13 protein-coding genes are annotated in these 21912 nt (G+C 41.6%); 9 read left to right on the forward strand and 4 right to left on the reverse strand.

The genetic code is table 11. The features are described from left to right. Positions 1–211: 211 nt before the first annotated feature. The 5 genes from lepB to AC1F2U_RS22530 all read left to right on the forward strand — a co-directional run bounded on the left by lepB (position 212) and on the right by AC1F2U_RS22530 (position 9552). Positions 212–853, forward strand: a complete 642-nt coding sequence (gene lepB, locus AC1F2U_RS22510; protein ID WP_334837863.1) for a signal peptidase I — start codon at positions 212–214, stop codon at positions 851–853. A gap of 260 nt (positions 854–1113) precedes the next feature. Then, positions 1114–1899, forward strand: coding sequence for an MOSC domain-containing protein (locus AC1F2U_RS22515; protein ID WP_480263088.1), 786 nt, complete (start codon positions 1114–1116; stop codon positions 1897–1899). 535 nt (positions 1900–2434) lie between these two features. Next, positions 2435–6073, forward strand: coding sequence for a response regulator (locus AC1F2U_RS22520; protein WP_480263089.1), 3639 nt, complete (start codon positions 2435–2437; stop codon positions 6071–6073). Further along, complete coding sequence (locus tag AC1F2U_RS22525; protein ID WP_480263090.1) at positions 6070–7905, forward strand: GGDEF/EAL domain-containing response regulator; 1836 nt, start codon at positions 6070–6072, stop codon at positions 7903–7905. Before AC1F2U_RS22520 ends, AC1F2U_RS22525 begins: the two co-directional genes overlap by 4 nt. A 267-nt stretch (positions 7906–8172) precedes the next feature. Beyond that, positions 8173–9552 (forward strand): hybrid sensor histidine kinase/response regulator, encoded by a 1380-nt coding sequence (locus AC1F2U_RS22530; protein WP_480263091.1) that lies wholly within the window; start codon positions 8173–8175, stop codon positions 9550–9552. Positions 9553–9574: 22 nt separating this feature from the next. On the opposite strand, the gene AC1F2U_RS22535 is transcribed toward AC1F2U_RS22530, so the two are convergent. Beyond that, complete coding sequence (locus tag AC1F2U_RS22535) at positions 9575–10249, reverse strand: response regulator transcription factor (protein WP_480263092.1); 675 nt, start codon at positions 10247–10249, stop codon at positions 9575–9577. A 136-nt stretch (positions 10250–10385) separates the two neighbouring features. Then, positions 10386–11462: a sensor histidine kinase gene (locus AC1F2U_RS22540; RefSeq protein WP_480263094.1), complete on the reverse strand. Its 1077-nt coding sequence runs from the start codon at positions 11460–11462 to the stop codon at positions 10386–10388. Positions 11463–12125: 663 nt separating this feature from the next. Between AC1F2U_RS22540 and kdpA the strand changes: the two genes are divergently transcribed. From kdpA to AC1F2U_RS22560, 4 genes are all read left to right on the forward strand, one after another. Next, positions 12126–13811 (forward strand): potassium-transporting ATPase subunit KdpA, encoded by a 1686-nt coding sequence (gene kdpA / locus AC1F2U_RS22545; RefSeq protein WP_480263095.1) that lies wholly within the window; start codon positions 12126–12128, stop codon positions 13809–13811. Positions 13812–14251: 440 nt separating this feature from the next. After that, complete coding sequence (gene kdpB, locus AC1F2U_RS22550; protein WP_480263096.1) at positions 14252–16357, forward strand: potassium-transporting ATPase subunit KdpB; 2106 nt, start codon at positions 14252–14254, stop codon at positions 16355–16357. A gap of 335 nt (positions 16358–16692) precedes the next feature. Then, on the forward strand, positions 16693–17295 hold the full coding sequence (gene kdpC, locus AC1F2U_RS22555) for a K(+)-transporting ATPase subunit C (RefSeq protein ID WP_480263098.1): 603 nt from the start codon (positions 16693–16695) through the stop codon (positions 17293–17295). Between the two features lie 152 nt (positions 17296–17447). Next, positions 17448–18596, forward strand: a complete 1149-nt coding sequence (locus tag AC1F2U_RS22560; protein ID WP_480263140.1) for a universal stress protein — start codon at positions 17448–17450, stop codon at positions 18594–18596. Between the two features lie 4 nt (positions 18597–18600). On the opposite strand, the gene AC1F2U_RS22565 is transcribed toward AC1F2U_RS22560, so the two are convergent. Together AC1F2U_RS22565 and AC1F2U_RS22570 are read right to left on the reverse strand one after the other, a co-directional pair. After that, positions 18601–20100, reverse strand: coding sequence for a carotenoid oxygenase family protein (locus AC1F2U_RS22565; RefSeq protein ID WP_480263099.1), 1500 nt, complete (start codon positions 20098–20100; stop codon positions 18601–18603). 123 nt (positions 20101–20223) lie between these two features. Next, entirely contained in the window at positions 20224–21639 is a 1416-nt protein-coding gene (locus AC1F2U_RS22570) for a folate/biopterin family MFS transporter (RefSeq protein WP_480263100.1), read from the reverse strand. Positions 21640–21912: the final 273 nt, after the last annotated feature.

The raw sequence follows: 21912 nt of genomic DNA on the forward strand, positions 1-21912 counted from the left end.
TCTAAATTCAAACCTCCTGCCTCCTACCTCCTGCCTGGTTGTTGAGCGTAGTCGAAACACTGCCTCCTACCTGCTTCCCAATCCACAATCTAAAATTGGTAGTCAAGATGCAAACATAACTAGGAAATTAAAATTTTCCCGTTAAGATTAACAGATAAAGTCTCACTAGGTGAGTTAATTACCTACATCTTTCGTTAAGTTAAGTAATTTCATGCATAATCAAGTGTCTGATAACAACTCTAGTCAACAACCCGATAATTCTTGGATCGCAGAGCTAGGTAGAACAATTGTATTGAGCATTGTTCTAGCTTTAGGAATTCGTACCTTTGTTGCTGAAGCACGCTGGATTCCTTCTGGATCAATGGAACCGACTCTGCATGGTACGCCAAACCAGTGGGAGGCAGACAAAATTATTGTCGATAAGTTGAAGTATAAGTTTGCTGACCCGCAACGGGGAGACATAGTAGTATTTTCACCGACGAAAGAGCTACAAAAAGAACAATATCAAGATGCTTTTATTAAACGTATAATTGCCTTACCTGGAGAGAAAATACAACTTAAGGATGGCAAAGTCTATATCAACGACAAACCTCTACCAGAATCTAATTACCTCAGTTCTGGGCAGACCACAGTTATTGATGTTTGCCAATCAGGGCCACAGCCACCTTTTTTGGCAAAACCCCAGACTATACCTGCCGATTCATATTTAGTACTGGGTGATAATCGTAACAGTAGTTATGACAGCCGTTGCTGGGGTGTTGTCCCCCGCCAGAATATCATTGGGCGTGCTGTAGTTCGCTTCTGGCCTTTAAATCATGTTGGCGGAATCGATAAATCGCCAGTATATCCATAAAATAACAAACAATATTGCTCAAATAGCTCATTAACAAAAGAATTTTAGATTTTAGATTGGGGACTACTAAATCACCAATCTAAAATCCAAAATCCGTCTTGAAAAGTTCAGTTCGCTCTTTGCCAGATACTGCGACTTTTTGCCAAATCTCAAATTCAAATATTGCTATGACCGAAAACGAAAAGGATACAAACCCCTAAATTTATTTATGGGTGTCTAAAATGTTTGAATTTTGAATTTTGAATTCGGAGCGAAGCGACGTGACGCCTTACCTAGCTAAGATTTTGCTGTATCCAGTTAAATCACTGGATGGTGTTGAAGTTGAGAACGCTAAAGTTCTTGCCAGTGGCGCACTACAGTATGACCGCGAGTTTGCCCTTTTTGACGAACAAGGTAGATTTGTCAATGGCAAACGTCATGCTAAAATCCATTTAATAAGGGCACAATTTGCACTCTTAAATAGAATTATCTCGTTGCAAATCCCCGATCGCAACTTACAACAGATTTTTCATCTAGATGAGGAACGGCAAGCCTTAGAAGCAACTTTGAGTGATTATTTTGAGTTTGCTGTCACCTTGGGACAAAACTCTTTAATGGGTTTTCCTGACGATACACACTCACTTGGCCCAACAGTAATTAGTACGGCCACATTGGCAGAGGTAGCTTCTTGGTTTCCTGGTTTAAGTGTAGATGAAATGCGCCGTCGAATGCGTGCCAACATCGAGATTGGTGGTGTACCAGCATTTTGGGAAGATCGGCTATTTAGCGAACAAGGTGATTTAGTCTCTTTTCGAGTGGGAGATGTAGATTTTTTTGGGGTTAACCCATGTCAGCGTTGTATAGTCCCAACACGCAATTCTTATTTAGGGGAAGCTTACCCAAACTTTCAAAAAATCTTTATAACCCAGCGACAAGCAACTTTGCCAAATTGGGTTGCTTCATCGCCCTTTAATCACTTTTATCGATTGAGTATCAATACTCAACTACCCCGATTGTCAGCCGGAAAAATTTTACAAATTGGTGATGAAGTTGACACAACTATATAACAAAGTTTACATTTTGTCAAAATAAAAAATCCAAAGTAAATTTTTTATATATTTTTTTTGTTTCTGCTGTGTATTTGCATAACAATTCTAAAATTGCTGTAGTTAAATATAAGTTCTTGTACAAAGTCCAGGGGTTTCCAGACCAGAAAATCAACACCTCAACAATTAAAAATTAAATTTAGGATTGGGTGCTAATGGCAACCTGAATTTTAGAATGGCATACTGGAGCTTATTGGTTAAATTTCAGTTCATCTGAGAAAATTTGTGGAAATATTGCCAGATAAAACTGAGCAAATTCAAGTGTAATGGCGTACCCACATAGACGATTTCTATAGTGGACTACTCCTGTGCAAAGTGTGAAAATTAGGTGTTGGAGGAAGTCAGCCAGTCAAAGAATTATAAGTATTTCATACTATTTTATACTAAAAATATAAAATTTTCATAAAGAGCGATATATGCCGTAATTGTACTTATATACAATGTAGCTAGCACGGCAAAATGCACCTAGTAGATGCTGGGGAAGAATAAAACTACAATGTTATCCAAACTTCAGCCCGTCAAATCATTTAATCGCTTAGTTGGCAAAGTTTATGCCAAGATGCCTCTAAGATATGTTCTGATTATGCCTTTTATCATGCAAATTTGTGGTGCAGTGGGACTTGTGGGCTATCTTTCGTATCAAAACGGCCAAAAAGCGGTAAGGGAGCTTGCTACTCAATTAGAAAATGAAATCTGCGATCGCATTGAACAGCATCTCGATAGCTATTTAACAACTCCAAAGCAAATTAATCAAATCAACTTAGATGCAATTGAGCTAGGTTTGCTCAACCTTTCGGACTTTCAAACCACCGGCAATTACTTTTGGAAACAAATGCAGGTTTTCAATGTTGGCTACAACAGCTTTGCCAATCCCAAAGGTGAATTTATCGGTGTTGAGCGTCTAGATAATGGCCAGCTCTTAATTAATGAAGTTAGCGCCAAGTATGGTGTAGGCAAACTCTATGTTTATCCTACAGACAAACAAGGAAATCGCCGCCATTTACAGCAAGTCAAAAATTACGATCCTCGCCTAGAAGCTTGGTATACAGATCCAGTTAAGAGAGGCAAACGAGTTTGGAGTCAAATTTATCAATGGGAAGATAAACCAGAAGTTTTATCCATATCTTCCAGCTATCCTGTTTACGATAAAAATCGCAAATTCGTTGGGGTGATTAGTGTTGATTTGCTCTTATCACAAATCGGCAAGTTTTTAGCTAAGTTAAAGGTCAAAGAGTCGGGTAAAACTTTTATTTTAGAGCGTTCTGGGTTAATAGTAGCTTCTTCTACTAGCGAGCCAGCATATAGGATCGTTAATGGTAAAGGAAAACGTCTATCAGCATTAGATAGTCAAAATCCTTTAATTAAACTCACTACACAGTCTTTGATCGAACGCTTTGGCAGTCTTAAGTTGGTTGTGGGGAAGCAACAGCTAAGTTTTACCGCCGATGGAATGCGTTACTTTGTGCAGGTAAAAAGCTGGAAGGACGAACTGGGTTTAGATTGGCTAATTGTGGCGGTGATTCCCGAAGGCGAATTTATGGAGCAAATTAATGCCAACACCCGCATCACGATTTTGCTGTGCATAGTTGCTTTTTTAGTGGCTACAAGAATTGGGATTTTGACTGCTCGTTGGGTAATTAAGCCAATTTTACAATTAAACAGATCGGCAAAGAAAATTGCTGAAGGTGAATGGGAGGAAACACCAAATATTCAGCGTTCCGATGAACTGGGGGAACTAGCCAAATCATTTGAAACTATGGCAAAACAACTCCAAGCATCTTTTAGTGCTTTAGAAGCAAAGAATGCCCAGATGCAAGTTTTAAATGAGGCGCTATCTCATAATCAGAGTCAGCTAACTCAATTTTTAGAAGCCATACCGGTCGGTGTATTTATCATCGATGCTGAAGGTGAACCTTATTATACAAATCAGATTGGGCAGCAAATTCTTGGTCAAGGAGCGATCGCAGAAGTTAAAGTCGAAGAATTGTCAGAGATATATCAAGCTTACCTTGCCGGAACAGATCGACTTTACCCCAGCGATCGCTTGCCGATTTTGAGAGCATTGCTTGGGGAAAGCATCAGGGTTGATGATATGGAAATTCGCTATTGTGGCAATATTACTCGCATTGAGGTTTTAGGAAAGCCAATTTATGATGAATCAGGGAAGGTGGCTTTTGCGATCGCCACATTTTTTGATATTACCCAACGCAAACAAACAGAAAAGTTATTAGCAGAATACAATCGCACCTTAGAGGCTCAAGTCAAAAAACGTACTAAAGAGTTTCAGCAAGTTATCGAGCAACTGCAAACCACCCAAGAAGAACTGATTCAATCGCAAAAAATCGCTGCACAGGAACAACAAGCAGCTGTTCGAGAAGCGGCGCGAAGTGCTGCCGCCAACCTCGCCAAAAGCGAATTCCTAGCTAACATGAGCCACGAACTGCGTACCCCACTCAATGCCATTCTTGGTTTTACCCAAGTCATGAGTCAAGATTATTCGCTATCTAGCGAACATCAAGAAAACTTGGCAATAATTAATCGTGCTGGCGAACATCTACTGAAATTAATTAACGACATTCTCGAAATGTCTAAAATCGAAGCTGGTAAAATCACCTTAAATTCCAGCAGCTTTGACTTAATTTATTTATTGAAAAACTTAGAAGAGATGTTGCACTTGCGTGCTGCATCTAAAAATTTAGAATTACTGTTTGAATATGCGCCAGATATTCCTAAATACATAGAAACTGACGAAAATAAACTGTGTCAAGTATTGCTCAACCTCTTGGGAAATGCTATTAAATTTACCGATAAAGGGAAGGTGGCGCTACGGGTAAGACTGGGAGCAGGGGAGCAGGGGAGCAGGGGAGCAGAGGAGCAGGGGAGCAGGGGAGCAGGGGAGCAGGAGGAGCAAAATCTTTCTTATCCGTCTCTTCTTTTCTTCGAGGTACAAGATACTGGCTGTGGTATTGCTCCACAAGAACTTGACTTGCTATTTGAGGCTTTTGAGCAAACTGAAATCGGCAGAAAATTCCAACAAGGGACGGGACTGGGTTTAGCGATTAGCCGTAAATACGTGCAACTGATGGGAGGAGATATTACTGTCAGCACGATGCCTGGTGTAGGTAGTACATTTGCCTTTGATGTTCAGATTGCTCTAACTTGCCCCAGAGAAATCCCGATCGACCAAATTAAATCACAAATTAGAGCTTTAGCTCCTAGTGAAAAAGTATACCGTATCCTAGTAGTTGACGACTCCAAAGAAAGCCGTATATTACTAGTTAAAATTCTCACATCTCTCGGCTTTGAAGTTAACGAAGCTACAGATGGTAGTGAAGCGATCGCTAATTGGGAATCTTGGCAACCACACCTGATTTTTATGGATATGCGAATGCCAGTTATGGACGGTTACGAAGCCACAAGAATTATTAAAGCTAGAGAAGTCGGACATGGGACAGCCAATACGTCGCGGAGGTTCCCAAAATTGAAACAACTGGTGTCATCGGGGAGCCAGTACCTTGCAGAAGAGTTAACCGATTCAGTCGAGGGTGAGGTTCTGAAAGTTGTACGCAAAGAGTCTTCCGCACCAGAAACAACTGGTGTTATAGAAAATGATACTTCTACGAATGGTGCGTCCACTTGGCGATCGCGGATGCCAACAGCCTTGGCTCCCCCTTACGACTTCTCTAGAACAATGCCAGATCGCTCCAATACAAATACAATCATTATTGCCCTAACTGCTAGCGCCTTTGAGGAAGAACGCCAGAAAATTTTGTCCATTGGCTGTGATGATTTTATTCGCAAGCCATTCAAACAGGAAGTATTATTGGAAAAACTGAGCAAACATCTGGGTTTAAAATATACCAATCAAGTAGAAACCACAAACACAGTAGTTGTCGATCGAGCTACACAGATTTTTGTAAGTGTTGCCGAACTCCTGGGCCATTTATCACAAATGTCACCTGAGTGGCTCCAACAGATTCACTATGCCGCAGCCAGCTGTAGCGATGAATTGATTTTAGAGTTACTCAAAGAAATTCCATCAGATAATGCTCAAGTTTTCCAAGTTCTCAGGGATTTAGCAAATAACTACCAGTTTGAGAAAATCATGGAATTGACTACAACAAACTTAGAATGAATTACGAGCATTTAGACCCTAATAAAAAAGATATTTTGATCGTTGATGATATGGCGGATAACCTCCGGGTTTTATCCTCCATATTGACAAGGGAAGGGTATAACGTTCGTAAAGCTTTGAACTGGCAGATGGCACTGACAGCAACTCAAACATTATTACCTGATTTGATTCTACTCGATATCATGATGCCAGAAGTAGATGGGTATGAAATTTGCCAGACCTTTAAAGCTTGGGATTTAACAGCCGATATTCCAGTAATTTTTATTAGCGCTTTAGATGATGTTTTTGACAAAGTTAAAGCCTTTAAAGTGGGTGGTGTAGACTACATCACCAAACCTTTTGAGTTTCAAGAAGTTTTAGTGCGCGTGCAAAATCAACTAGCATTGAGATCGGCGCGATTAGAAATATTGAAACTAAATGTTGAACTAGAACATCGGGTAAAACAGCGGACTGGAGAGCTAGAAAAAACTCTCCAAAAACTTCAACAAGAAATCGATTCCCGCCAGAAATTGCAAAGTCAACTGCTAGATATAGCACTGCATGATTCCCTGACGGGATTATCAAACCGAGTTTTGTTTATTAGGCGATTAGAAAATGCTCTAAATCGGGCGAAAAAAGAATCTAATTATCAGTTTGCAGTACTTTTTTTGGACTGCGATCGCTTCAAAGTTGTTAATGATTCTCTTGGTCATCCGGTAGGAGATGAATTGCTGATAGCCATTGCTCACCGCTTACAAGCATGTCTGATACCTGTTGATACTTTAGCACGATTGGGCGGGGACGAATTTGGAATTCTCCTAGAAAATATCACAGATGTCAATATAGCAATCCAAGTTGCAGAAAGGATTTTGCAACAGTTATCACTTGCTTTTCAACTTTCCAGATATGAAGTATTTATGAATGCCAGTATTGGCATTAGTTGGGGCAATAAAGATTACGATCGTCCAGAGTATTTGCTGCGAGATGCTGATACGGCAATGTATCGGGCTAAGGCTCAAGGAAAAGCCAACTATCACGTTTTTAATCCAGCGATGCATCAGGAAGCTATTCAGCTTTTAGAGTTAGAAAATGACCTGCGGAGGGCTGTTGAAAGGCGAGAATTCCTCGTTTACTATCAGCCAATTATTTCCCTGGTTACAGGCAGAATTTCTGGATTTGAAGCCTTAGTGCGCTGGCAACATCCAATTCGTGGTTTGGTTTCTCCCATAGAATTTATTCCTGTGGCCGAAGAAACGGGTTTAATTAATGCCATCAATACTTGGGTATTACAGTCAGCTTGTCATCAATTAAGCATCTGGCAACATTATCCAGTCACACCAGAACCTCTAACTATGAGTGTCAATTTGAGTGCAAGGTTATTTTTGCAGCCGAATTTGGTAGAACAAATTGACCGAATAATTTATGAAAATCAAATAAATCCGGCATATTTAGAATTAGAAATTACCGAAAGTGTAATTATGGAAAATACCGATGCGATCAAAATAATCCTTGAACAACTAAAGCAGCGAAAAATCAAGTTAATTATGGATGACTTTGGTACAGGATATTCCTCTTTAAGTTACCTGCATAGCTTTCCTTTGAATGCACTCAAAATTGATAAATCCTTCGTCAAACGGATGCAGGAGAACAAAGAGAATATGGGGTTAGTACCAGCAATGATTGGCATTGCCAACTCAATGGGGATGAGTGCGATCGCTGAAGGTGTCGAAACACAAGAACAGTTAGCCCAATTGAGAAGTTTAAACTGTAATTTTGCTCAAGGATATCTATTTTCTAAACCTATAGAACAACGACTGGCTGTTGAGTTGCTCGCCTCAGCACCTCAATGGTAGCTATCAATTAGCACCTGGAAAAAATTTTATTGTCGATCCTTGGCTTATTATCTGTGAGTGCTATTTACTACAATCCTGACAACAATTCATCATGTTGCCAAAGGTGATAACTGGCCAATAGCTTCGATAATCTGCAAAACTCTCCAGCCACGTGAGAGTTAAACTATAAATATAAGAATTTCGGTGAAATCGATTAACAAATTTTAGGGTGATTTCAAAGAAGGATTTACTATCCTCAATAATTATACGCATAACTTTTGATCAATAATGCATTTTAATCAAACTAACCATCAGAAAAGAAATATTTTGGTGGTCGATGATACCCCAGATAATTTGCGGCTTTTATCGGCGATGTTGACTGCACAAGGTTTTGAAGTTCGCAAAGCCTTAAACGGTAAAATGGCACTGACTGCATGTCAAATGGTTTTGCCCGATGTGATTTTGCTGGATATCAATATGCCAGGTATGGATGGCTACCAAGTTTGTCAACAACTAAAAGCTGACGATAAAACTAGTGAAGTCCCAGTAATTTTTATTAGCGCTCTGGATGATGTTGTCGATAAGGTAAAGGCATTTGATGTTGGTGGTGTAGATTATATTGCAAAACCTTTTCATGGTGCAGAAGTGGTGTTGCGAATTGAAAATCAGATTAATTTACGCTTGCTCCAAGTTAAACTGCAAGAAAAAAACTTTTTACTCCAACAGGCTCTTGACAACTTGAAAGCCTCTCAAGTTCAACAAATTCAGAATGAAAAGATGGTGGCGCTAGGACAGTTAGTAGCTGGACTGGCTCATGAGATTAATAACCCGATCAGTTTTATTTATGGAAATCTCCAATATGCTGGTCAATATGTGGAAGACCTAGTGAAGATGATTGAGGTCTATCAGCAAGAATATCCCAAACCCACACCAAAAATTCAGCAGATAGCCAAAGATGTAGACTTGAATTTTATCATTAAGGATCTGCAAAATCTGATAGGTGCAATGTATAGAGGCTCCGATCGCATTCAGGAAATTGTACTGGCGCTACAACATTTTTCTCGGCATGATGAAGCAGAGATGAAACGGGTCAGTATCCATGAAGACATCGAAAATACTTTAGTGATGTTACAACATCGGCTCAGGGAAACAGCCAATCGTCCGGCAATTGTTGTAGTGAAAGATTATGGTAACTTACCCCTAGTCACTTGTTATGCGAGTGAACTAAATCAAGTATTTATGCATTTGTTGAATAATGCTATTGATGCAATAGAGGAGGGAGTAGAGCATGGAAAGTGGGGAGTAGGGAATCAATTTCTAGAAGAGGGAATGGGGAATCAATCTTCTCCTCCCTACTCCCTACTCTCTACTCCCCAAATTCGGATTCATACAGAGGTGACAGACTTGAATCTAGTCAAAATTGCGATAGCTGATAATGGTCTTGGTATTGAAGAGTCGTTGCGATCGCGTTTATTTGACCCATTTTTTACCACAAAACCTGTGGGCAAAGGAAGTGGGCTTGGATTATCTATTAGTTATCAGATTATCGTCCAAAAACACCGAGGAAATATAAGCTGTAACTCATCTGTGGGCAAAGGAGCAGAGTTTGCGATCGAAATTCCCATAGAGCAGCAACCTGATACCTCATCGCAATTTTCAAAATCTTAAAAGACTTTCTTTCCCAATAAATCTAATTCATCAACAATTCTGGTGCTACCAATCCTTTTTGGATAGCTAAAACTGCGGCTTGAGTGCGATCGCGTACTTCTAGTTTTTGTAAAATAGCATGGACATGAACCCGCACTGTACCAGGGGCAATGTAGAGAATTTCAGCAATTTCTTGATTGCTTTTGCCAGCTGCTACCAGTGCCAAAATTTCTTGCTCCCGCTTCGTTAAAGGATTTTCTAAAGATTCCTCAGTTTTTGCAGACTGCACCGCCATCGAATTGCCCTCAAAAGCGGCTCTAATTTCAGTTGTTGCCGTTTGATCCCACCAAGAAGCGCCCGCAGCAACCGATCGCACTGCCAATATCAAAGACTCAGCCGGAATACCTTTAAGACAGTAACCTTGCGCCCCGGCGGCAATTAACCGCGAAATCAGTGGTTTTTCAGAACGAGACGTTAGAACCAAAACTGGTAAATTTGGGTGCTTCTGCTTGATTTGGCGACAAGCCTCAATCCCGCCAATTCCCGGTAAACCTATATCCAGCAACACCAAATCCAGAGGATAGTGATTGGCTAATTCTACAGCTTGTTCCCCATCTTCCGCTTCTGCGACAATCTCCAAACTGGTTTCTTGTTGCAACCGCATCCGCAAACCAAGCCGAAACAATTCATCATCTTCAACTAGTAAGATTTTTGTCATTTGTCATTTGTCATTTGTCATTTGTCATTGGTCATTTGTTATTTGTCATTGGTCATTTGTCATTAATTCTTCTGCCTCTGCTCCCATGCTCCCCTGCCCCTCTGCCCCTCTGCCCCCCTGCCCCCCTGCCCACTCCTCATCTCCCCGGTGGTGGACAAGCTGGAAGTCGGAAAGCGAACAGTGCGCCGCGTGGTGAGCGATTCTCTGCCCAAATTGTACCCCCATGAGCAGTAATAATTTGCCTAGTCAAATAAAGTCCTAGTCCAGAACCGGAGACGTGGCGATCGCTATTTCCTTGATAAAATCTCTCAAATAAGTGAGGTAACTCTTTTTCGGTAATCCCGGAACCAGTATCGAGTATTTTTACCACTTGATCGCTAGAATAACCTTCAAATACTACTTCCACTTTACCGCCACGAGGGGTATGGTTAATGCCATTACTCAGGAGATTGCTGAAGACTCGCCCAAGTTGCAAAGAATCGCCATTTACCCAGAGAAAGCTGCGAAAATCTGATTCGCCATAGTGCAGAGAAATATAAACCTGGCGTGTTTTCGCTAGTTCTGTCAGGGTAGCAACGATCTCTTCCGCTACTGTCACCAAGTTAACTGGCGATATCTGTAGTTTCAGCCCTTCGGCATCATTGCGGTACACATCTAAAAGCGTTTGGACTAATTGCAATGTACTCTGATGACTACGAGCCATTGTTTGTAATACTTTTGCTTGCATCGGCGTGATTTCACCGAATTGCTCATTTTGAAAATATTTCAGCGTTTCAATTGCCCCTAATAAAGGTGTTTTCAAATCATGCGTTAGGGTAGAAACAAAATCTTCACGCATGATAGCCAGTTGTTCTTGGGAGCGTAATTGTGCTTGAGTATAAGCGATCGCTTCTTCATTGCGGTGGTTGCGATCGCTTAACCAACCCGTTACCACCAACGCCAATACTGCAATTAACCGATTTGCCAACGTTGGAGAATTAATCATTTCTCCTCCGGGCACAAACAAATTCAACAGTGTTAATCCTGTAGCTGCAAGAGTGATCCCCAAAACTGCTCTCCGATTCAATCGAGAATCTGCTAACAAAATCGTCCCTGTGTAGAGGTAGCCAAATACGTACTCTGGGGGTGTCAAATATTCCAGTATTATCACGATCGCAAAGGCGATCGTTATTAGTCCATAGGTCTTTCCCCGCTCATTTATAGCTACTTTCATAGTCAATAATCGACTAAACATCGTCATTTATGATTTACTAAAAAATTGTGATTATCCAATCTGTATAACTATTTCATTCACACAATTACAATCTATATCTGCAAATACCAACTTAAGAATTAACCCGAAAACTACGATTATCCCAATGCAATAAAGGAGACTGGAGAATGGAAACTGGGTAGTTGCCTACAATAAGCGAGGTATCTACCACTATCTTCCCGATCCCTAATCCCATTAAGAAAATACTTTATGATATTTATATTCTTTGAAAGTAGCAAACTTGCAAAATGTATTGTATAAACAAATAGTCCTAAGTAGTGAGATAGATAAATTAAGAGTCAAAATTAAATATTCTTAACGAAAACTTTAATAAGTATCTGGAAAATAGTCAAAACTGAAAATATTCAGGAGTTATGTTAGCCGTAGTGGGACGTTCAGCCAGTATTGAGTAAAAAGTTATGAGTAAAAATTAGTACTTATAAATCTTACTACTCTCAGCCGAGGCACTTACTACTCGAAACTGATTTGATGCTGAGTGTGATTATTGCTTTTTGCACTCAGTACTGTTTAGGAAAATCCCTTGAAATCAAATACTCCTACAGTTAATCTATTATTTCTAAGAATTGGCTTACTACCACTTAAATTTAATTTAGCGCGAAATATATGGGACAAGGTTTTTTGCAAATTGGCTTAACGCTGTGTATTGTCATAGCAATCACTCCATTATTCGGAAAATACATAGCGCGTGTCTTTTTGGGAGAAAAAACACTGCTTGATTTTTTAATGAACCCCATAGAGCGGAGTATGTTCGTATTTGCGGGTGTTCGGAGAAAAGATGACATGACAGGTTGGGAGTATATCCGGGCCATACTCTGTTTTAACTTGATTATGGGTATTTCAGTGTATTTCTCGATCTATTTTCAGAGACTCTTACCCTGGAATCCAAACGGCTTCGGTGCGCCCAGTTGGGATGTATTGCTGCATACAACGATTTCATTTGTAACCAATACTGACCAACAACACTATGCAGGTGAGACAACCTTAAGCTATTTTAGCCAGGTAGCGGCTTTAGGCTTTTTGATGTTCACCTCCGCAGCCACAGGTTTAGCTGTGGGAATTGCCTTTATTCGCGGGTTAACGGGTAGAAGACTGGGAAACTTTTACGTCGATATCGTCCGTGGAATTACGCGAATATTGCTGCCGATTTCGATTATTGGCGCGATCGCTTTGCTGGTAACAGGTGTACCACAAACCTTAGCTGGAACTATGGATGTACAAACCTTAGAAGGCGGGACGCAATATCTCGCCAGAGGCCCGGTGGCATCCTTTGAAATGATCAAACTTTTGGGCGAGAACGGCGGTGGCTTTTTTGGCGTAAACTCAGCACATCCCTTTGAAAATCCCAATGGCGCTTCTAATTTGATAGAAATGCTCGCCATGATTTCTATACCAGCAGCCTTGATTTACACCTACGGTATATTTGCCAATAACATCAAACAAGCTTGGCTACTTTTTTGGATGGTGTTTGTGATTTTTGTAGTTCTGGTGGGAGTGACAGCCGTGGGAGAACTGCAAGGTAATCCCCTGGTTAATACCGCCTTTGGATTAGAACAGCCCAATTTAGAGGGCAAAGAAGTTCGATTTGGTTGGGCACAAACAGCATTTTGGGCAGTTATGACTACTGCTACTATGTCTGGTGCTGTGAATGGGATGCACGATTCTTTGATGCCGCAAGGAATATTTTCGACTCTCTTCAACTTATTTATCCAAGTTATCTGGGGTGGTCAAGGAACTGGAACAGCTTACTTATTTATTTACTTAATTCTCACAGTCTTCCTCACTGGACTCATGGCAGGACGTACCCCAGAGTTTTTAGGACGCAAAGTTGAAAAACGGGAAATCGTCCTCGCTAGTGTAGTGCTGTTGATTCACCCAATTCTAGTTTTGATCCCCAGTGCGATCGCTTTGGCTTATCCCATCTCCCTATCTGGAATTAGCAACGCTGGCTATCACGGTATTTCTCAAGTAGTTTATGAATATGCCTCAGCAGCAGCAAATAATGGTTCGGGCTTAGAGGGCTTGGGGGATAACACCCTATGGTGGAACTTGAGTACTTTAGTTAGCCTAATCGGAGGACGATACATTCCGATGATTGCCATCCTGCTGCTAGCTGACGGGATGTCTCGCAAACAACCAGTAGAAGAAACTCCTGCTACCCTAAGAACTGATTCTTTGGTATTTACTGGGATCGCGGCTGGAGTAACGCTGGTTTTGGGAGTATTAACTTTCTTTCCCGTTCTGGCTTTAGGCCCCATAGCTGAGGGTTTGAAACTAGCATCTGGCAGTTAGAAAAGTTATGAGTTATAAGTTTGAAATTAAGAAGATATCAAAAAGTAATTCAGGAGGCAGGAGGAAGGAGTAACCCAGACTTAAAAGTGTGAGATTCAAGTAAGAAAGGTTATATAGCTGTAGTCAGACATCTTAGGACGTGTTGATTGCTCAAAGCCTGGAAGCAACTAGGTTTATACTCAGCACTGGCTCAACGCCCCGCTAACAGCACTCAGCTATATCTTGCACTAGGCGTCTCGTACCAGTATCTTATTTTTAACTGGGTAATTACTCAGAACTAAAGTTTTCATTCATACTTATTTTCTCCTGGCTCTTGCCGTTATCTTATAAATTATCCGGTTTCGTAGGATGCGTTATTAACGCATCCTACAGTTTGGATATTTTTTTATTAGAAGTTCCTATAACTCCTAACTCCTAACTTCTCACTGCTAACTTTATTTATGAATCCAGTGGCAACTAACTTCAAAGCTAGACGCCCAAGTTCTCGTTCTGGCGATCGCCGCCAAAAACGTAAAAAGACTAGGGCAAATAATAAGTGGCTGTACTTAAGAGCAATTAGAGATGCTTTTGTCAAGCTCAACCCTAAGTATGCAATCAAAAATCCAGTAATCTTTGTGGTTTGGGTAGGGACAATCATCATCCTATTGCTAACGATCGATCCCAACCTATTTGGCCCAGCCCTTCAAAAGAACCCGCAAGTTTTCAACGCCTTGTTGTCGGGGATTTTATTCTTTACAGTTTGGTTTGCCAATTTTGCCGAAGCAGTGGCAGAAGGACGGGGTAAAGCCCAAGCCGATGCCTTGCGGTTAACAAAGTTAGAGGCGATCGCTAAAAAACTTGCTGGCGATGGCACAATTAGTGAAGTTTCATCCACCAGCCTCAAACAGGGCGATACCATCTACGTCGTTGCTGGCGATATCATCCCCGCCGATGGTGAAGTAATCATGGGTGTGGCCTCAGTGGATGAATCGGCAATTACTGGGGAATCTGCACCAGTATTAAAAGAATCAGGCTCCGATGTTGCCAGTTCCGTCACTGGTGGAACGCGGATTATCTCAGATGAACTAATTATCCGTATAACTACTGACCCAGGCAAAGGCTTTATTGACCGGATGATTGCCTTGGTAGAAGGGGCAGAACGCAGCAAAACACCCAATGAAATTGCCCTTACGGTATTGTTAGCAGTTCTCAGCTTAGTGTTTTTGTTAGTCGTAGTCACCTTGCCTGCACTTGCTTACTATGTCAACAGTCCAGTTAGCGTCCCAGTTTTAATTGCCCTATTAGTAGCGTTAATTCCTACCACCATTGGCGGCTTACTAAGTACCATCGGTATTGCTGGTATGGATCGAGTTGCCCAATTTAACGTTATTGCCACATCAGGACGAGCAGTCGAAGCCTGTGGTGATATCAATACTTTACTTCTCGACAAAACAGGTACAATTACCCTCGGCAACCGTCTGGCGGAAGAGTTTATTCCCCTCAACGGTCATTCAATGTCGGAAATTGCTAATGTTGCCTGGGCAGCTAGTGTCTTTGACAATACACCAGAAGGTAAATCCATTGTCCGACTGGCAGAAAAGTTAGGCGCACGGTTTGATTTTGACTCCAGTCAGGCAGAAGGAGTGAGTTTTTCCGCTACAACCCGGATGAGTGGTACGAACTTACCTGGTGGCTATGAGGCCAGAAAGGGTGCAGTAGAAGCTATTAAAGGATTTGTCCGTTCTCGTAACGGACGCGACATACCAGAATTGGATGCTGCCTACGAACGAGTTTCCCACTTGGGAGGTACACCCCTAGCAGTTAGCCTAGATAACGAAATCTATGGGATTATTTATCTCAAAGATATAGTTAAACCTGGTATCCGCGATCGCTTTGAGCAACTGCGACGGATGGGAGTGCGTACCATTATGCTAACTGGAGACAATCGAATTACTGCTTCTGTCATTGCCAAAGAAGCTGGAGTTGATGACTTTATTGCCGAAGCCACACCAGAAGACAAAATCAGTATCATTAAACAGGAACAAGCAGCAGGTAAACTGGTTGCCATGACGGGAGATGGAACTAACGATGCTCCAGCATTAGCCCAAGCTAACGTCGGTGTGGCGATGAATACAGGAACGCAAGCTGCAAAAGAAGCCGCTAACATGGTCGATTTAGACTCCGATCCCACAAAGCTACTCGATATCATTGGTATTGGTAAGCAATTGTTGATTACTCGCGGGGCATTGACGACATTTTCCATCGCTAATGATATTGCTAAATACTTTGCAATTATTCCAGTGATATTTGTCGCTGCTAATTTGCAAAGCCTGAATATTATGAATTTGACTAGCCCTAAATCTGCTGTACTCTCAGCATTGATTTATAATGCTTTGATTATTCCCGCTTTGATTCCCTTGGCATTAAAGGGTGTGAGGTTTAGACCGCTGACAGCTAATCAGTTACTCCAACGCAATATCTTAATTTACGGCTTAGGTGGGGTGATTGCGCCGTTTATTGCAATTAAGTCGATCGATGTACTGATTACACTTGTAGGCTTGGCTTAAGGATAGCAAAAGTAGAGACGCTGAAAAACGATCGCATCTTGACCAAAGTAAAATAATAAACATTTTTACTTTTACCTGTTGATAGGGAGGACAAGAAGAATATGAATAAATATCGTTTTCATTCAGCACTCCTTTGGCGATATCCTTTGTTTAGTCGCAATGGCATAAACAACATCTACCACTCGCTATTTTTATCTTGCTGTGCTTGAATGTGGTAACTGCCCCAGTTGTTTATGCTGTTGCTAACAGCATCTTGTAACATCCTGCTAGGTGGGCAAAAGAATTAAAAATTAAAAATTAAAAATTAAATTCTAGGCGCAATTGGAAAACTTTTTATGGCTATTATTCGAGAAACTATCAGAGCAATTTTTATAACTCTAATGCTTTGGTTGTTGACTGCAATCATCTATCCGCTGGTAATTCTTGTAGTGGGTCAAGTTTTTTTGCCCTATCAAGCTAATGGCAGTATCGTGCGGAATCTAAGTAATGAACCAATTGGTTCTGCTTTAATCGGTCAGGTATTCACATCTGAGCGATATTTCCATTCTCGTCCTAGTACTGTTAGATATAGTCAAGGAAAAAAAGCCAAGCCAACCGGCATCTCTGGAGCTAGCAATCTCGCTGCCAGCAATCCAGAATTACTGAAGCGGATTTTAGAAGAGGCAGATAAATTGCGAGAGGAAAATCTTCAACCGATAGCTGATATCATTTATACCTCTGGATCTGGTTTAGATCCGCATATTTCCTTTAAAGCAGCGCGGCAGCAATTGACGCGAGTTGCTGGTGCGCGGGGAGTAAAAGAAGATGAGATTTTACGTTTAATTAATAAGTATACTGATGACAGATTTTTATGGATTTTTGGCGAACCGGGAGTCAATGTTCTGCGATTGAATTATGCTCTTGATTTGCAAGATATTAATCGTCAGCAAAATCAGTAAATGAGCATTGGGCATGGGGCATGGGTAAAGCGCTGTTTTCGTTTCCGATGAAGTAAGAGTACTAAGTAAGTGGGCGGGAATAAACCAAATTTACGAAACGAAAATAGGCTTAAAATCCTTACCAATGACAAATGACCAATGACAAAGGACAAATGACCAATACTGGTTCGGCTGAAAATGCGCCTTTAAATTCTGCAAGTTACTCGCCTTATCCAGCACGACGACGTGGTAAGCATAAAATCTTTATTGGCATGGCTCCTGGAGTAGGCAAAACCTACCGGATGCTGGAAGAAGGACACGCATTCAAACACGAAGGAATTGATGTTGTCGTTGGGCTTTTGGAAACCCACGGACGCAAGGAGACAGCGGAAAAGGCAGAGGGACTGGAAATTATACCTCGTAAGCAATATCCTCGCGGTGAGTTGACGCTGACGGATATGGATACAGATGCTATTTTAAAGCGATCGCCCCAATTAGTCTTAATCGATGAACTTGCCCATACCAATGTCCCTGGTTCCCCACGCGAAAAGCGCTACGAAGATGTAGAAGTAGTTTTGGCAGCCGGGATTGATGTTTACTCCACAATGAATGTGCAACATTTGGAAAGTCTCAACGACTTAGTAGCCAGAATTACAGGTGTGGTAGTCCGGGAGCGCGTTCCTGACAGGATTATGGATGAAGCAGATGAAATAGTGGTAGTAGATGTCACACCAGAAACGCTGCAAGAACGGTTATTAGAAGGGAAGATTTACGCACAGCCCAAAATCCAACAATCCCTTGATAATTTTTTCCAACGCCGTAACCTGATTGCTTTGCGGGAGTTGGCTTTGCGGGAAGTGGCAGACAACGTGGAAGAAAATGCGATCGCCTCTACTCCCAACGGACAATTCTGTAATATTCACGAGCGGGTTTTGGTGTGTGTATCCACCTATCCCAACTCAGTGCAATTGTTACGTCGGGGTGCGAGGTTGGCTAACTATATGAACGCGCCGCTTTATACCTTGTTCGTTGCCGATCCAGAACGTTTCCTCACCAAAGAAGAAAGCTTACACATCCACACTTGTGAGAAACTTTGTAAAGAATTTGAAGGCAATTTTATTCGTGTTACCAACGGTAATATAGCTAATGCGATCGCGGAAGTTGCCGAGAAATATCGGATTACCCAAATTGTAATTGGTGAAAGTCAGCGATCGCGCTGGCAAATGCTCCTCAAAGGATCTTTGACGCAAAAATTAGTGCGCTTGCTCAAAAATATAGATTTGCATATCATTGCCAGCGAAAAAATGGTTTCACCCAAATAAGCGATCAAATTTCCCCAAAAACCTCAGAAGTAAAGCTTCCATGCAGACCATAGGGGATATGATGCTTCAGATGTAGGCGAGCAATTACGCCTTTAGAGAAATCATTAGCATCCAAAGTTACCAAATCTGAGCGGCGATCGGCAGCATCATAAACCAAAGCTAATACCCAACCATCATCTTCCTTTTCAGAACCTGGGCGCGGGACAAAAATCGGTTCACCGACAAAACCACGGGGTGCAGCACTCCAAAGTTGTCTTTCTCCAGACTCTAAATCAATTTTCAGCAACGCTTGTAAGGGAGCATTACCAGTCTTTGCATGAGCCGCACCTATATATAGATATCGATAAGGGCGTGCCACATTCACCGGATGTATACTGGGAAATTCACAACAGCGGCTCTCAATCAATTCCCGCCCGACTGTCCCATCCTTTAGATTTAGACAAAATCGCCAAAGTTGCCCAGGTGAAGAAGCTTCAAAATCAACTTGTCGAAAATCGCTTTTGGGTTTTACTTCTGGTAAGTTTTGGTAGCAAATGGAGTCAATCAAAACTTCGTCTGCTACCTCAAAAGCATTAACATGGTGGAAGACAAAACCAGACTGAGTTTCCAGAAATTTTATCTCTTCTTGCCCTTCTTTGGGGAAACGAGGGATAACTAGAATTTGAGTTGGCCGATCTGGCTGAAATTTGATACATTCTCCCGCCGCACGTATTCCCAAGGCGAAAGGTATGGGATTAAAGGTGACAGGATTTTGAAAGAAGATGCAGTAATTGGGAGTAATGACAAAATCGTGAATGAAACAGAAACCTGGAACCTTATGAGCCTGCTGTCTAACAATTTCACCTGCTGAGTTTAGCTCAAAAATATTAATTGTGGTAGATAATCCTGGCTTAGTCGAGAAATTTACCAGACAAGGTGCGCCCCCATCTTGCTCACAATTTTTTTCCAAACGGGGATGGGCAGCGAAAGCTTCACCTGCTGACAAAGCACCATTAAAATATTCATTCCCCAAGGTTTCAAGAGTATAGGGATCGAGGCGATATGCTTCAGCCGCTTCCCACATTGCTAGCAGTTTTCCACCCCAATAGATAACATTTGTATTGGCGATATTTTTGAGTTTGAAGTCAAAAATATTAGCTAACCAACCGCCGGGTTTTTGAGTACCAAAAGTACCGCGATAGAGAATTTTTCCCGCCTTTTGCTCTGCCAAATAGCCAGTTGTGCGGACAAAGCGGTTGCGAAAATGGGCACGACCATTGGTAAAGGTAAATTTGCTAATCATCCCATCCCCATCAAAAGGGTGATGAAGAGGTTGCCCATTCACATCCAGCAAACCGGGGCCATTTCTAAATAGCGTACCTTGTAACTCTCTGGGAATTTGTCCTTCTATATCATCAATCCAATAATCAAACTCTTGGGTGAGAGATTGATATCCTCCTTGCCAGTCTGCACGGGTGTAGGATTTTTCTGCAACTTGGCTTTCTTGACTTTTAAAACTCTGCATATACTTTGTTCTCTTGTTATTTTGCACGAGGATATGTACACGCTCAAAATGATTTTTTTGCAGCTTTACTACGCTAGTTACCACAACGGTAGAGCAGCGCACTGTCTGGACTTAGCGTAAGATTTACTCGACTATTTTCGACTCTGGTTCTCTCAGTACCAATTCAGACATCAAATCTGGCAAAAACGCTTGTTCCCCATCTTTGGGTGTCTCAGCTTGTTCTTCAGCAGCAGGTAGCCAGTTGATAAATGGTAGGGGTAACAACGTGCTGAGGTTAGTAATTAGCACCAAGAGCCAAAGTGATTCAAAGTTAGTTGCGGTGATCCCCAGCCAATAGGTGATTAATGCCCCGAATGCATGAGAAACGCTTCCTGCTGAATTAAACACTGACATTAATAAGGCAAATAATGTCGCTTCTACACCAGCAGGACAAAGCCTTGCTGCTAGCACCATTACTGGCATATAGGCAATTTTCCCCATCACAGTCAGAACCAAGCTATCACCCAAACTAAACCAGTGGTCATCTATACCCAATAGCCTGTTTGTGTGAGTCACTAACAACAGCATCGTCATCCCAAAAATGGAGGAAAAAACAGTACTCCAAGCAAAAATCACGCGAAAAGGGATGCTTTTGAGGAAACGTTGAAAAATCAAAACACCTGCTAAAGAAGCGAAACTTGTTACCAAATGCACCCGCCCCAAAAATTCTGGTTCAAAGTGGAGTTCGTTGGTAGTGAAGTAGAAAAAGGCTGAGTCAGCGTTTGGGGTAGCTTGCCAGATGAAGACAAATGCCATTGGTAGCCAAATTGTTTTTTGGCTAATGGCTTGGCGTAGCTGCCCCAGCTGATGTTTGATTGGTAAAGAGTTGGTCTGATTGCTATCTTGAGCATCTTGGCTAACGGGGGACTCAGCAATTAACCAAGCTACCCCTGAAACGATCAGAGGAAATAAAGCGGTAATCCCAAAGACGGTACGGGTAGTAAAGTATTGCAGCAGCAGACCGCTAAAGTAGGCTGTTATTAAACCTCCGATCGCCGAAGCACCCCAGCACAGAGATTGTAATGAACCGGCTTTTGCTTGCGATTCGCCCCTGGCTCGTTCCACAACCAGCGAGTCAACTATGACATCACTCATGGCGACGGAGAGAGAACCAAGAGCGATCGCTAATGTAGCTGCCCAGCTAGTATGAACTATTGTAGCCAGACTTATCCAAGAAGCAGTTCCCAGTATCCCGGATAAAATCAAGTAAGGACGGCGACGATAGCCAAATATAGGCAAGCCATCAGAGATAAAACCAAACACCGGCTTGATCATCCAAGGTAGGAAGACAATTCCCAATAGCGCCGATACCTGGACTGGACTCAGGAGTAGTTCATCTTTGAGAAAAAAGCTAACAGCTAGACGCGATAGCCCTAAAATTCCTTGGACAAAGTAAACGGTGAGAATTGCAATTAACTCCGCATTAGGTTCATTACCTAAGAAGAGTTTTTGTGTTAATGAGTCTTTGACCTTGGACAAGCCAGATGATTGCTCCACCATTCGATAAATATTTTTTAAATTTTGTTTACTTGTCTATCATATCGATTCTTAAGAGATGGGTTTTTTCTCACCTTTTCCTTTGGTTTCTTCTTTGAGTATTATTTAAGGCTTTCCTAACAACTTTTCTTTCTTCTAGCAAAATGTTCTCGTTTCTGAACGGCTATTCGCCTTTGAATTTGGGACATCAAATACAGTTTTATCTACTGCGATGATTTCTCTAGTTGTTTGTATCAAAACATACATTTAGACTGATGTTACTGATTTGGGAACAAT

The sequence above is a fragment of the Nostoc sp. LEGE 12454 genome, assembly GCF_056620565.1.

What these genes read in the sequence shown, in the direction of transcription:
- AC1F2U_RS22520 (WP_480263089.1), top strand. Translation starts at nt 2,435, where the DNA reads ATGTTATCCAAACTTCAGCCCGTCAAATCATTTAATCGCTTAGTTGGC.
- kdpB (WP_480263096.1), top strand. Translation starts at nt 14,252, where the DNA reads ATGAATCCAGTGGCAACTAACTTCAAAGCTAGACGCCCAAGTTCTCGT.
- AC1F2U_RS22525 (WP_480263090.1), top strand. Translation starts at nt 6,070, where the DNA reads ATGAATTACGAGCATTTAGACCCTAATAAAAAAGATATTTTGATCGTT.
- AC1F2U_RS22560 (WP_480263140.1), top strand. Translation starts at nt 17,448, where the DNA reads ATGACCAATACTGGTTCGGCTGAAAATGCGCCTTTAAATTCTGCAAGT.
- lepB (WP_334837863.1), top strand. Translation starts at nt 212, where the DNA reads ATGCATAATCAAGTGTCTGATAACAACTCTAGTCAACAACCCGATAAT.
- AC1F2U_RS22535 (WP_480263092.1), bottom strand. Translation starts at nt 10,249, where the DNA reads ATGACAAAAATCTTACTAGTTGAAGATGATGAATTGTTTCGGCTTGGT.
- AC1F2U_RS22570 (WP_480263100.1), bottom strand. Translation starts at nt 21,639, where the DNA reads ATGGTGGAGCAATCATCTGGCTTGTCCAAGGTCAAAGACTCATTAACA.
- AC1F2U_RS22540 (WP_480263094.1), bottom strand. Translation starts at nt 11,462, where the DNA reads ATGAAAGTAGCTATAAATGAGCGGGGAAAGACCTATGGACTAATAACG.
- AC1F2U_RS22530 (WP_480263091.1), top strand. Translation starts at nt 8,173, where the DNA reads ATGCATTTTAATCAAACTAACCATCAGAAAAGAAATATTTTGGTGGTC.
- AC1F2U_RS22565 (WP_480263099.1), bottom strand. Translation starts at nt 20,100, where the DNA reads ATGCAGAGTTTTAAAAGTCAAGAAAGCCAAGTTGCAGAAAAATCCTAC.
- kdpC (WP_480263098.1), top strand. Translation starts at nt 16,693, where the DNA reads ATGGCTATTATTCGAGAAACTATCAGAGCAATTTTTATAACTCTAATG.
- kdpA (WP_480263095.1), top strand. Translation starts at nt 12,126, where the DNA reads ATGGGACAAGGTTTTTTGCAAATTGGCTTAACGCTGTGTATTGTCATA.